Origin of the sequence: Streptomyces sp. 8N616 (assembly GCF_052246385.1) — a bacterium.
In the GTDB taxonomy this organism is placed as follows: Bacteria; Actinomycetota; Actinomycetes; order Streptomycetales; family Streptomycetaceae; genus Streptomyces.
This window is the reverse complement of record NZ_JBQQBY010000013.1, coordinates 59,277-72,895: the sequence shown is the minus strand read 5'-3', so window position 1 is coordinate 72,895 and position 13,619 is coordinate 59,277. Positions and strand designations below refer to the sequence as shown.

Genomic DNA, 13,619 nt, shown 5'->3' with positions numbered 1-13,619 from the left:
TTGGGCATCGGTGACGACGAGCCCGTAACTGGCGAGGGTGATCCCGGCGGTGGAGAGCAGCGCACCTGGAGGGTCGAGAACGCGGCCCTGGCAGCCCCGATACTGGGTGCGAGCGGGGCAGCGGCCGAGGCGGCGGCGAAGAGGACAAGGCCTGCGGTGAGGGCGCGCCGCCCGCCGTAACGGTCGGCGAGGCGTCCGCCGAAGAGCAGCAGTCCGGCGAAGGTCAATCCGTAGGCGGCGCTGAGCAGGATCAAGTCGGCGCGCTCCAGGTCGAATTCGCGCCCGAGACGAGGCAGCGGTACGGCGATCGCTGCAAGCGTGAAGATCAGTGTGGCCTGGACGCTGGCGAGGAGACCGAAGGCGTATCTGTGCTGCATGGTGGCGACGCGGGCGGCACCCGTGGCGGGTCATATCCCCTCTAATATTTGACCGATCGGTTCATTATTCGAGCGTGCGGAAGGGCCCGGTGGCTCCGGTGAATGTGGTTCAGTTCAGCAGGGCCAACGCCTGTTCGGCCGCGTCCTGCACCCGGGCGGGATCGCTCGACGCCTTGCCGACGATCCGTACGCCCTGCAGCAGGACGAAAAGCATGCGGGCCAACGCGCGCGGATCGCGGTCCTCGGGCAGCTCGCCCTGGGCCTGAGCTCGTACGAGCGCGGAGTGCAGCAGGGTCTCGAGGTGCTCCCAGCTGATCTCGACCCGGCGGGCTGCCGCGAGGTCGTGCGGGGCCAGCTCGGCCGCGGTGTTGGTGATGAAGCAGCCGTTCAGCCGGGCCTCCGGGGAGGCGGCTTCCCCGGCGAAGCGGTGCACCAGTGCCCGCACCGCGGGCAGCGCGGGGCCTGGCTGGGACAGCTCGGCGAGGAGGAGGGGGCCCCGCGTCTCGGCGTACCGGTCCATGGCCTTCAGGTATAGCTCATGCTTGTTCCCGAAGGTCGCGTAGACGCTGGCGCGGCCGATGCCGAGATGCTCGACGATGTCCGTCATCGACGTCGCTTCGTAGCCGCGCCGCCAGAACAGCTCAAGGGCCGCCTGCAGCGCGGCGTCCGGATCGAATTCCTTGGTCCTGGCCACGTCGGAGACCATAAACCTATCTGGAACGATCGGTCAATAACTGTGCACCGTGGTCGGGTCCGTGAGGGGGCAGAACCGTCAGTGGTTGTCTTCGAGGTATGCCGGCCACCTCCGGAAATAAAGAGCGCGCGGTTTGTCTGAAATGTTCTTGCGCCTCCTTGTGACGTACCAGGTCAAGGACAGGGCGGTGGCAGCGTTGTGACATACGGCTGACAGCGTCTCCGCATGGCAGAGACGAGATCATCCAGGTGGCGCCGGCTGCTCGTGGCCGCGGGTGTCACAGGGGCGGTCGCGGCCGGGGCCTGGTACGGCTACGCATGGGCGTGGCCTGGCCGGGCGAACTCGGAGGAGGTGTCCGCCGCGAGCGCCGCCGCGGGGGCGGAAGTGGACCGTCGTCTGAACGACGTGCTCCGTGCTCTGCCCGGCCGCCCGCAGATGCTCGGCGACGCGGCCCTGGACCGCTGCCTCCGCATGGCAGAGTTCGAAGGCGCCGATCCCGGCCCGATGCACTGCCAGTGGCAGAAGGCTCGGTACGTATCCTTCGACGGAAACCTCCGAGAGACAGCCCAAAGCTGGTACTCCGCCCTCGACCGTCAGCAATGGGCCGGCTCTCCCGCACCGTTGCCGCCCGACTCCGGATATACCGCCGAGCGCTACGAGTACATCGACGCGGAGACTCAGGATTACCTCATCATCACGATGGTCCGCGACAGCGTCTCCGTTCCGCTCCTCGACAACGAGCAACGCAGGGAGGGATTCCAGGAAACCCGTCGGGAACACCAGGAGTTCGGCTCGCGGAAAGCCGCGGAGCAAGCCCTGACCGACGGCCGACGCATCGCTGAGATAACCCTGATCCGGACCTACTACTCCGAGAGCGATCGCCCCCGGCCGCCATACTGACGAGACGGAAGCGACGGCCACGATGACGGTGCTGTCACCCTTCTCCATACCGACGAAAGGCCTCCCCCTGACCTTGAACGACGGGAGCCTGAAGTGCGTCGTCTCCTCGACCTCAGGAAGCGCCATCGCGTACCGGCGGATGTCGGCAAGCTCATACGTGTGCTTGTGTGAGCGGGTCATGTGTGGGGGAACCGTTCGCTTGAGGCGCCTCGCAGTCGCCCTGCCGGCAGCTTCCGGCCGCACAGGATCAGCGCCAGGTCCTGGGCTGTGCCGGACACCGGGGTTCCGGACCCGAAGGACCAGTCGATGTCGTCGGCGCAGAGTTTGATCCCGCTCAGCGCGACCAGGTGCCCGCAGCGGAGATCGCCCGGGTCCTGGGCGCCTACGCCACCCGGGTCCTCATCCCGCGCGGGGGCGGTGCCACCTGCGGGATGGCGCTGATGGAGGCGAGTGCTCTGGTCGTCGTGGGCGGGTGTGTGCCGGGGGTACGGTCGGCCGGAGCCATACCGGAAGTGCCTGACTCGACGTACAGCCGTGCCTGGGTGTTCGCGGGCGTCGAGATCCCCGCTCCCCTCGCCGAGCGCATGATCTCTATGCTGACGACGTGTTCGATACACCTCTTTCAGCGCTGGAAGTCGCGATGGTCCAATCGGGCGCCGGAGCCGTGGATACCCTGCGGGATACTGCGGCCTTCGCACAAGGACTGGAACGGCTGGGCTACCACCGGATCTGGTACGCCGAGCATCACCACTCGCCCGCGATCGGCGCGTTCCCACCAGTCGTGTTGACCGCGCACGCTGCCGCTTCGACCTCGGTCATCCGTCTCGGTTCAGGCGGAGTACTGGCCCCCAACCACGCACCCATCACGCTGGCGGAGCAGTTCGGAACGCTGGCAGCCTTGCACCGGGACCGCATCGACCTGGGCATCGGCCGCGGTCCTGGCACCTTTGACGAGGCCACCGCACGGGCACTTCGCCGCGGAGCCGGACCGGCGACGGATGCGGAGTACCAGGGCGACGTAGCCGCGATCCTGTCCTTTCTGGTCGACGAAGTCGCACTCGGCCCGCTGCCGGAGCCATGGCTGCTGGCCTCCAGCACCGCAGGTGCCGCTCTCGCCGCGGGACTCGGCCTGCCGATCGCCATCGCACACCACATCCGGCCGGACAACACCCTCGCGGCCCTGGAACGTTACCGGGCGGCGTTCATCCCATCTCGTTGGTGTGAGCAACCTCGGGTGCTGTTGTGCGTGGAGGCGGTGTGTGCCGAGACGGAAGAAGAAGCCGCGTGGCGAGTCGGACCGATGGACGTCATCAAAGCCGGGCTCCTCAAAGGATTGAGTGAGACGCCCTTCCCCACGCCCGCGGAGGCGGCCACCCACCCCTTCACGGCGAAGGAGCGACAGGAGCTGGCCGGCTTCCGTGCACAGCAAGCCGTCGGGACACCCAAGACCGTCGTACACCGGCTCACGCAACTGGCTGGTGAGACCGGAGCAGACGAACTGATGCTGACCACACCCGTCTACGACCTCCGCGACCGCATTCGCTCCTACGAACTCATCAAGAAATACTCCGAGACCACGACAGCACCGTAGGAACAACGCTGGGAAGGAGTCGGTGCCGCACGTCGCAGGCCCTCCTCGCCAGCACCCACCTGCTGGCACCGAGCCCGGCGACCGCACAGGCGGCCCTGCTTAAGCGTGAGTCGCGTATTCCCCAGCGTGCCGCGTCGCCGCGACCGGGGTGCGCAACCTGCTGCTCGGGCTCCAGGGCGTGACGCGGAATGCGAAGGAGGGGCGCCGTCGTTGGCGTTGGTTGACCGCTACGAATAGGAGCAACCGCATGCTTTTCGGTGACGAACACGTCCGCCGGTACGAGGAGACCAACGGCGAGGTCGGCCACGACTGGGAGAAGGGTGCGCCGGTCCTGGTGCTGACCACCAAGGGCCGCAAGACCGGCCAGGACCGCAAGTTCGCGCTGATCTACCAGGAGGTGGACGGCGACCACGTGATCGTGGCTTCGAAGGGCGGCGCTCCCGTGCACCCCGGTTGGTACCTCAACCTCCAGCAGGACCCCGAGGTGAAGGTGCAGGTCAAGGCGGATAAATTCACCGCCCGCGCCCGCACCGCCGCCGGCGAGGAGCGCGCGAAGCTGTGGGAGAAGATGGCCGCGGTGTGGCCGGACTACAACGACTACCAGAAGAAGACCGACCGGGAGATCCCTGTCGTCGTCCTCGAACGGCAGTAGTTTTCCGGGGCCTGCCGAAATCTTCTGCGGCTCGGTTGAGGGCTCGTGCTCACCGTGAGTGGTCGCCGGGGGGCATAGTGGCGCCAGGCGCCTCCGGCCTCGGCGGCGACGGTGGAACGCCGGGCCACCGCCCATGTGTACGTACTCGGAGGTCGAGGGCCCTGGACCGGTCTGGCCGGCGACTACGTGGAGTTGATGGGGACAGGCAGCCATGCCCCCGTTACGCGACGCAGGCCGATCGGCTCCGCGGCTCCCATCTCTCTCCTGGCTGGGGTAGTCGACCGCGGTGACGCCGTCCGGTGGGCCAGGGTCGGCCACCTCCGGCCCACCGGCTGTCCCGCGTTTTTCTCAACCGCGCCCTTCCTTCTCCTTCGGCCCTACTTCAGCGCGTAGGCGTCATAGACGGTCTGGTCCAGCTTTCCGCCCTGTTCATCGGCCACGTGCAGGCGCAGGGCGACCTTCCCATCGGTGTCGGACAGCTTCGGGTGCTGGATCAACGCCCGATAGCCGCCGTCCGGGAGCTCGACCGGCTTGTGCGTGGGCTGCCAGGTCTTGCCCTTGTCGTAGGAGACCTCCAGCTTGACGTCCTTGATCGGGACCGGCGGCGCATCCATCTGTGTCTCGGGCTTGAACTTCAGGACGAACGGCCTGCCGGCGCGCGCCGCGTTGTCGCCGTCGAGCGCCAGGTCCCAGAAGTTCTTGATGAGTTGCAGCGCCGTCCACTTGTCGTCCGGGGTCTTCTCCGAGCGGAAGGTCCACGACGTGTTGCTGGTCCTGGCGAACCGCCAGTCGGGCAGCTGCTCCTTGACGTCGAGCTCGATCCGGTACGTGGCGGGGTCGGGGTTGTCCAGCTCCAGCGTTCCCGACGGGTGCTCGCCTGTGCCGACCAGTTCGCCGTCCTCGTAGACCCGCACCTCGGCGGACGGAACGGAGAAGTTCATCCCGTGTTCCGGATCCGAGTCGGTGATCTCGCCGATGTTGATGAGGAGGGTGTTGCCCCGCCGGGCGGACGGCACGTGGATATCGGTCACTCCCGGTCCCAGCGGGGCCTTGAACCACTCCTCGGTCCTGTGATCGCCGGGCTCGTACGTGTGGCTGAACACCACCGTGGAGAGCTCCGGGAACCGCGCCCAGACCAACTGGCCGAAGTGGGTCTCGCGGTCCGCGACCACGTACAGCTTGTGCCTGTGTGGGTAGGGCACCGTCAGGGGCAGGGTTGACCACAGAAATTCGTACGGCCGGCGCCCGTACGCGGTGTAGGCACCGACCTGGCCGGGGTACACCGCGTGGAGCCTGGTGTCCACCGTCGCCAGCTTGTCGGCGCCGAGCCGGTAGGTGAGCGAGTCCGGGATACGGTCAGCCTCCGGCAGCACGATGGAGTAGTCGTACGGGCCGCCGGCGACGGCGTCGATGCCGAGGTGGACCGGGCCGGCCTTGAGGAGGTCGAGGAGCTTGCGGCCCTCCTCGTAGTCGATCTGCATCGGGGGGATCGGGGAGCGGAACACCGACGGGTCACGGAACATCCCAGGCTCATTGCCGTAGATCAGGGTGGCCTTTGCCCCATGGGCGGCCGCCGTCGCGATCAGCCGCATCGACGACCCCGGTTCGGGGTTGGAGAGGATGAGAGCGATCTTGCCCTTGACGTCCTTGCCCTTGTAGTCCTCGGGTGCCCCGGCACCCACGTCGATGACCTCCAGGCGGTGCTTGCCGTCGAGCGGCGGGTTGGTGAACCCGCGGAAGCCCATGTACGTCGGGTGCAGCTCCACACCCGAGTTCACTGTGCTGACCCGCCGGAACCGCGGTGCGATCAGATGCTCGCGGGTGACGTACTCGAACTCGCCTGTGGCCGCTGCCTCGGAGGGCACGGCGGACAGCTTCGTCGCCGCGACGCCCGGTACGGAGCTGACGAGGGCATTCACCTTGCCCGCTTTCCGGTAGACATGCTGCTGGAGTTCGTACACTTCGGTAACGGACTCCGGAACGGTGATGTCCACCGGCTTCGCCTGGCGCGCGTCGAGGACGAGTTCGCGGTCCCCAGGGACCTTGAAGTCCGGGAAGGCGAAGGCGGTCTGCTCGATCTCGTGCCGGTTGTGTTCGTCCTTGGTGTACACGAAGGCCGTCACCGAGAAGGGGCCGTCGTCGTAGACCTTCGCGGTGCCCTCGCCGGTGGCGCCATCGACGTCCACGCTCACGTCGTCACCGGTGGCCTGGCTGGCCAGGGCGACCCGTGCGGAGGCCGGGCGGCCCTCACGGTCCTTGGCCCGCAGCAAGACCCGGTGCACCTGCTGCTTGGTGAAGGCCAGGGCCGTGCGCAGCACCGTGGAGCCGTTGTCGCTGGTGGCGGTGAGGGCACCGCCGTACAGGCCGAGGTCGCCCTTGGTGACGTCGAGGGTGACGACGGCGTCCGCGGTGCCTCCGGCGGGGACGGTGAGGCTGGCCGGTTCAACCTTCAGCAGGTCGCCGCCCGCCGGGGGGCCCTTCTCGGAGGTGGCCGCGGCCCTGAGGTCGAGGGAGACGGGCTGGTCGCCGTCGTTGCGGTAGGTGACCGTCTTCGTCACCGGGTCGATCTCGTCGAAGGGGCTCTCGAAGTAGCCGAGGTTGAGAGTTCCGGTCGACGCGCTCACGGTTTGGGCGCTCGCCCTGGCCACGTCCACGCGCCCGGAGCCCTGCTGGAACGGGGTCAGATCGGGCAGCCCCTTGGCGGTGCTGGTGAGGGCGGTCTTGAGGCGGTCCGCCTTCCACTCCGTGTGCTGCTGGAGGAGCAGCGCCGCGGTGCCGGAGACATGCGGGGTGGCCATGGAGGTGCCGGTGGCCCGTGCGTAGTTGTCGTCGACCGGCTCGTTGTCGCCGACCGGGGTGCCCTTGACTCGGGCGGCGGCGATGCCGGCGCCGGGTGCGGTGATCTCGGGCTTGATCGCGTTGTCGCCCAGACGTGGCCCCCGGCCGGAGAAGTCCGCGAGTTCGTCCTGTTTGCTGACCGCGCCCACGGTCAGGGCCGCGTCGGCGGCGGCGGGCGAGCCGATGGTGCGCGCGTTCGGGCCTGCGTTGCCCGCGGCCACCACGAACAGCGCGCCGGTGGACTTGGTGAGGTTGTTGATCGCCTGGGAGGACGGGTCGGTGCCGTCGCCGGCCTGGTCGCTTCCCAGGCTCATGCTGACGACCTGGGCTTTCCTCGCGGCCCACTCCATACCCGCGATGACCTGCGACTCCGATCCCGATCCGTCATCGCCGAGCACCTTGGCGTTGATCAGGCCGGCGTCCGGTGCCACGCCCTTGTACGTGCCGCCGGACGCGGCCCCGGTACCGGCGATGGTGGAGGCGACATGCGTGCCGTGCCCGGTCCGGTCATCGGTGCCGGTGTCGCTCCCGGTGAAGTCCTGGGCAGCCGTGATCTTGCCTTCCAGGTCCGGGTGCTTGGCGATCCCGGTGTCGAGGACGGCAATGGTGACGCCTTTTCCGGTGTACCCCGATTTCCACGCCTCCGGGGCCCCGATCTGCGGGACACTGACGTCTAAGTGTGTCTTGACCTTGCGGTCCAGCCACACCTTTGTGACCCCGTTCGCCAGCTTCGGCGCGGTGGCTGACGTGGTCGAGTTCGGTAGGGCGCCGAAGGTGAGCCCGGTGAGGTCCCGCCAGAAGTCGGAGGCCTTCTTCTTGTTCTCCCGCACCGCCGTGGCGTTGATGCTCCGCAGCTCCCGGGCCGTGACGCTGCCGTCGAGTGCGGGCCGGTCCGCCTGGTCGCGTGCGGACTGCTTCCTGTGGGACAGGATCAGTGGCAACGTTGTCCGCTTGCCGTCGTCGTAGCCGTCCTTGATCAGCCGGGTGATGTTGAACAGCTCCCGGTCGACCAGACCCGCCGACACATAGGGCGCGGCCTGCTTGGGCAGGAAGTAGGACTGCTGCTCGACGTCTGTCCAGCTGATGTGGCCATTGCCGCTGCCGGAGACCTGGCTTATCGCCGTCCGCCCGTCGGGCTGGACGGAGACGGAGAGGACATCCCCGGTGACCAGGGTCAGGGTGTGGGACTTGGCCTTGCTCGCAGCGTCGAATCTGGGGCTTTCGGAGAGTTTGACTGGGGATGGCGTCGGACCTGGGTCGGCGACGGCCGGAGGCATTCCTCCGGCCATGAACGCCACGCCGAGACCGGCTGCCAAGACCCTCGAGCGCGTGCGCATCGTTGCTCCCTTCAGATCGTGCTGTAGGGGGTCACTGCGTGGGTGATTGTGAAGGTATAGACCAATGCCCGCCAGCGTGCAGGCCGAGGTTTTTCGTTCAGTGCAGGTCAAAGACTTAAAAATCAGTCCGGCGGGCTGACGAGCCGTCTGAAATGGATAGTTCATGCCACTAGGAGGTCCATCCCTCCCTATCGTCCTCGGTCGGAAAGCACTTCTGTGTTCGTGCCGATGGTCCGGACGGCCACCGAAGCGAGGCGGGAGGGCTGGGGCGCTCGGTGCCGCCAACGCGCGCGACGCGAGCTGTAGTGGGGCGAACTCGTCAGAGTACGCCCCGGTCGACTTGGGGGCGTTGACCGAAGGTCGCTGCCTCCTGGCCGCAGTGCAGCTCTGTGGGATGAGCAACCTTTCATAATTGGTCTGTACCTTGACAGGTAAAGAGGTCTAGTCCGGCCTTCGTTGGCGATGGAACAGCAAGCGCCATCGGAAGTCGTGCACCGATCACGCCCGGGCCTTTGCTCCAGCGCACCATCGATCGCCTTTCGGTCCGGGTGCCGTGCCACGCAGCGCTCTCCAAAGGAGTCGATCATGCGCTGGACCAGGACATTCGTCGCCTTATCGGCGGTAGCTGCCGTGCTTTTGCCCACCACGCCCGCACAGGGCGCGGTGTCGGACACGGCCGACCGGCCGCCGGCCGCCGGCCGTGCGTCGAACCCGGTGACCCACTCTGCGACGCTGCTCACCGGAGATCGGGTCATCGTCACCCAACTCCCCGACCGGCGGTACGAGCTCAGGGTGCTCCCGGGTCCGGGCCGCAAGGACATCGGATTCATCAGACGCATAACCAGAGACCAGGACGGTGTTGACCGTATCGTGGTGATTCCCGACGACGCACGGCCACTCGTGTCGTCCGGTGCGCTCGACGGCAACCTGTTCGACGTCGCGGAACTGGTGCGTCAGCACCGGGACGACAAGTCCCGCAGCACGTTGCCGTTGCTCGTCTCCTCCCGGTCCGACAAAACCCCGGCCAAGGTTGGGATCGCCAAGGTGACCCGTCGACTGCCCAGCCTTGGCGGCTCGTCGGTCGTCGCCGACAAGAACGAACTCGGCAAGCTGTGGGCCTCGCTGATCACCCACGAGGCCGGGAAGCGAAGCAGGCTCAAGGACGGAGTCACCAGGATCTGGCTCGACGGTGAGGCGCGCCTCACCGACGAGCAGAGCAACAGCCAGGTCGGCGCACCGGCCGCGTGGGAGGCGGGGTACACCGGCAAGGGCGTGACCGTCGCTGTCCTCGACGGCGGCTACGACGCCACCCATCCCGACTTCGGCTCCACCGTTGCCGAGGGCAAGGACTTCACCCATAGCCCGGACGGCGTCAAGGACACCTTCGGGCACGGCACCCACGTCGCCTCCACCATCGCGGGGTCAGGAGCCGCGTCCGGTGGCAAGCACAAGGGAGTTGCCCCCGACGCCCGGCTGCTGGTCGGCAAGGTGTGCGGCGCGGAGTCGTGCGACTTCTCGGCCGTCCTCGCCGGGATGGAGTGGGCCGCACAGCGGGCGAAGATAGTCAACATGAGCCTCGGCAGCCGTGCCACCGACGGAACCGACCCGCTCTCCGCCGCAGTGAACCGGCTCTCCGCCCAGTACGGCACCCTCTTCGTCGTCGCCGTGGGCAACAGCGGCAGCGCGTCGGGCACGGTGGCCACCCCGGCCGCTGCCGACGCCGCCCTCGCCGTCGGCAGCGTGTCCAAGACCGACCGGGTCAGCGGGTTCTCCTCGCGCGGGCCGCGGTTCCGCGACTTCGCGGTCAAGCCCGATATCGCCGCGCCCGGTGAGTCGATCGTCGCGGCGCGCGCCGCGGGCACGTCCATGGGCACGCCTGTCGACGACCACCACACCATGGCCAGCGGCACCTCGATGGCCGGCCCGCATGTGGCGGCGGGCGCCGCGATCCTGGCCCAGCAGCACCCCGACTGGTCGGGCAAGACGCTCAAGGCGGCGCTGACCAGCACCGCCAAGCCCGTCGCCGACGCAGGCGTCTTCGACCAGGGCGGCGGCCGGGTCGACCTCGTCCGCGCCGTCAAGCAGACTGTCCGCGCCACCACCACCGCCGTGGACTTCGGGCTGCTGAAGTACCCTCAGACCGATCTGCCGCCCGTCACCAAGTCCATGACGTACACCAACGACGGCGACGCTCCGATCACCCTGTCCCTCCAGGTCACTGGGGCCGGACCGGGTGGAGCCGGGCTGCCTGACGGTGCGTTCGCGGTTGCGGACAACGATGTCACCGTGCCCGCTCACGGCACGGCCACCGTCGACCTGACGGCCACGCCCAAGGCGCTGCTCGCGGGCGCCCCCGGCAGCTTCGGCGGGCGCGTCACCGCGACCGGGCCCGACGGCGCCACCGTCACCACGCCGTTCGCCGCGACCACCGAGCCCGAGTCGTTCGAGCTGACGGTCAAGGCCGTCGACCGCGCGGGCAAGCCGGCTAGCCCGGACCTCGACCACTACTTCGATCTGGTCGACCTCGACAGCGGCGACTCCCCCCAGCTGCCGCCGCTGACGGACGGCGTGCTGACCGTACGCGTCCCCAAGGCGACGTACGGCCTGAACGCGCTCGTCGACACGCCAAAGCCAGGCGAGCCTGCGCAGTTGGCCAGCAGGACGTGGGCGAGCGTCCCGCAGATCGTCCTCGACAAGCCCACGACGGTCACCCTGGACGCCCGTGAGGGCACGAAGATCGAGGTGAGGTCCGACAAGCCGGACGCCGTACGCCACGTCGCGGACATCGACCAGATCTACGTGGTCGGTGGGGCCGGCGACGGCACCCCCGTGCAGACCAACTACCGCAGCTACCGCGGCGAGCAGCTCTACGCCATCCCGGTGGAGGCCGACCCCGCCAGGTTCGACTTCGGCATCTACCAGACCCTCCTGCCGCCCCCGGGAAGCAGCGAGAGGTACGCGTACTACGTCGCCCAGCCGTCGTCGGGCGGGATCCCGGACTCGCTCAGCTACCGGGTGCGCGACCGTGAGCTGGGGCAGGAGCGCGCGCTGTACCGCGCGCAGGGCGTCGACGCCCTCGGCACCCGCTCCTCTACCCCGGACTACCTGCCGAACCAGTTCGTCGTGAACGCGGCCTTCGACGACATCCCCCTGCCGTCGAGGCGCATGGAGTTCTACTCGGCGAGGGAGGGCACCCTGTGGAGCCACTACCTGTGGCAGCGCCCGACCGACGTACCGGAGATCAGCGACTTCGACGGGCACGTCGAGGCCGGGTACTACGGCTACAAGCCGGGTGAGCGGCGCACGCACACCTGGAACTCCGCGGTGCTCGGCTCCGACATCTCCATGCACCCGTGGAACCGGGTGGTCAGGCTCGGCGACAACCTGCTCGCCCAGGTCTGGCCGTATTCGCCGGGCGATCCCGGCCACTCCGCCGCCTCCGCACTCAGCGCGCAGTACATCACCGCGCAGACCACGCTCGCCAAGGAGGACGGCACGGTGATCGGGACCACGCCGAAGCCGTGGGGCTTTTGGGCAGTGCCCGCGGAGAAGGGCCGCTACACACTGGAGGTGAAGTCGAACCGCAGCCCCAAGTGGGCGTCCCTGGCGCCCGAGACCACCACCACGTGGTCGTTCCTCTCCGAGAACGCGGCCGAGGCGACGTACCAGCCGCTGCTCACGCTCAGCATGACCGGCCCGTTTGACACCTACAACCGGGTACCCGACCAGCCCTGGTTCCCCCTGAAGATCACCGTCGGCGCGCAGGCGGAGTCCACGGGAAGCGGCCAGGTGGAGAAGGTCACGGTCGAGCAGTCCGCCGACGACGGCAAGACCTGGCAGCGCGCCAAGGTGAAGCACATCGACGGCGACACCTGGGGTGCGCTGCTCGCCAGGCCGTCCGACGGAGCGCGGTTCGTCTCCCTGCGCGTCAAGGCGGAGGCGGCGAACGGCGACTTGGTAGAGCAGACCACGATCCGCGCCTACGGCCTGAAGGGCTAGTACCTCAGTTGCCGTTTGCTATTCCTGCAAGTGCGAAGCATATTTCCGAGTGACAGTGAGCTGACCGCCCATCATGTGACGGGAGCTCGTGACCGGCGATGCGACGCTCTGCGCCCCCTTTCCCTACCGGCCTGAGAGCGGCCATGGCAGCGAGGAAGGCGTGGGCGAGCATAGCGAGGGTGCCAGGTCGGGCCGGGGCGCGGTGTCTCCGTTTCCGGAGTTCCGTTTCCCGGCCCGCCCGCCGAGCCCGCCGTGCGACTCACGCCGCAACGGGCTCTCCACGCATTCGTGCCGTTGGTTGGGCAGTGGTGCCGGTGGTGGTGTCCATGGTGTCGGGATCCGTCGTCCCCGGTAGACGCATTCCCCGCTGCCTTCCTGGGGCCTGCCGATGGGCAGCCCCAGGTGCGTCCAGCCGGGGCGTCGCGCAGGGGGATACAGGGGACGAGTTCGGCCCCGTGGTGTCCAAAACGGCCCCGGATCCCGGTCGACTGCCTCGGTGCGCGACGCGACGGCCGGGAGCGCGGCCGGTTGCAGACGATGGCGCCTGCAGTCGCCCAGTTCAGGCTGTGGCCGGTCGCTGCCGCGGCATCGGGGCGCGGCTCCGTGCCCTGCCCGTACCGGCGGCCGGGAGCCTCCTCGAGGCACTGCCGCACACGGCCCTCAACGCCTGCTCAACCAGCTTGACCTGCTCGAGCATGGCGCAGGCCCAGTCACGTTCGCATGCATAGAAGTCGGTTATTTCGGAAGGATTTGCCCGAGCGGGTTCCGCCAGGACCGACTGGGCGACTTCGCTCAGCCCCGCCTGCATCGCGATGATGTCCGCCTGGAGGTGCAGTCTGACCACGTGGGCCAGCTCGACGGGATCCCGGTGCAGTGTCTCCTCGTGCCGCCAGCGTGGTGGAGCGAACTCGAGCAGCCAGGTCTTTGCCGACTGCAGGAACCCCGGCGAGGTCGGCGGGCCTACCGTGCCGGGCCAGCGCTCAGGGGGGTCCGGTCGCTGTCCGAGCCGGTCGGCGCCGGGCGGCATCAGGTCGAGGTGCTCGAGGCGGGGGGTCGGGTCGGGCGGAGGTGTCGGATGTGCCACGTGCGCTCCCTTGCTCCTCACCGCCCTGGACATGAGCCCGGCACGCCGGCGGCTCATATCGCCTGTCGGCGGACCGTCTCCCGGCTGAGGGGCGATGTCCGGCAGGGCGGATTTCGGTCGCGGTCGCTTCCTGGAGGGAGGCGAGCC

At 68.4% G+C, this 13,619-nt stretch carries 7 protein-coding genes and 1 pseudogene; 4 read left to right on the top strand and 4 right to left on the bottom strand.

All coding sequences use genetic code 11. The annotated features are described in order from the left end of the window. Positions 1–155: 155 nt before the first annotated feature. Both ACTWQC_RS13950 and ACTWQC_RS13945 read right to left on the bottom strand, forming a co-directional pair. Positions 156–377 (bottom strand): annotated as a pseudogene (locus tag ACTWQC_RS13950) (MFS transporter); the annotation flags it as partial. Positions 378–486: 109 nt separating this feature from the next. Then, a complete protein-coding gene (locus ACTWQC_RS13945) occupies positions 487–1,071 on the bottom strand; it encodes a TetR/AcrR family transcriptional regulator (RefSeq protein ID WP_443315970.1) in 585 nt (194 codons plus the stop codon). Positions 1,072–1,422: 351 nt separating this feature from the next. Here ACTWQC_RS13945 and ACTWQC_RS13940 point away from each other — a divergent pair, with 351 nt between their 5' ends. From ACTWQC_RS13940 to ACTWQC_RS13930, 3 genes are all read left to right on the top strand, one after another. Then, positions 1,423–1,971 (top strand): hypothetical protein, encoded by a 549-nt coding sequence (locus tag ACTWQC_RS13940; protein ID WP_443315969.1) that lies wholly within the window; start codon positions 1,423–1,425, stop codon positions 1,969–1,971. A 604-nt stretch (positions 1,972–2,575) separates the two neighbouring features. Further along, on the top strand, positions 2,576–3,562 hold the full coding sequence (locus tag ACTWQC_RS13935; RefSeq protein ID WP_443315968.1) for an LLM class flavin-dependent oxidoreductase: 987 nt from the start codon (positions 2,576–2,578) through the stop codon (positions 3,560–3,562). A gap of 247 nt (positions 3,563–3,809) precedes the next feature. Next, positions 3,810–4,214 carry a nitroreductase family deazaflavin-dependent oxidoreductase gene (locus ACTWQC_RS13930; protein ID WP_443315967.1) on the top strand — a complete coding sequence of 135 codons (405 nt, stop codon included), beginning with the start codon at positions 3,810–3,812 and terminating at the stop codon, positions 4,212–4,214. Positions 4,215–4,591: 377 nt separating this feature from the next. Here the strand turns inward: ACTWQC_RS13930 and ACTWQC_RS13925 are convergent, their stop codons facing one another. Then, entirely contained in the window at positions 4,592–8,389 is a 3,798-nt protein-coding gene (locus ACTWQC_RS13925) for a S8 family serine peptidase (protein ID WP_443315966.1), read from the bottom strand. A gap of 585 nt (positions 8,390–8,974) precedes the next feature. Here ACTWQC_RS13925 and ACTWQC_RS13920 point away from each other — a divergent pair. After that, complete coding sequence (locus tag ACTWQC_RS13920) at positions 8,975–12,388, top strand: S8 family serine peptidase (RefSeq protein WP_443315965.1); 3,414 nt, start codon at positions 8,975–8,977, stop codon at positions 12,386–12,388. 559 nt (positions 12,389–12,947) lie between these two features. Here the strand turns inward: ACTWQC_RS13920 and ACTWQC_RS13915 are convergent. Then, a complete protein-coding gene (locus ACTWQC_RS13915; protein WP_443315964.1) occupies positions 12,948–13,472 on the bottom strand; it encodes a hypothetical protein in 525 nt (174 codons plus the stop codon). Positions 13,473–13,619: the final 147 nt, after the last annotated feature.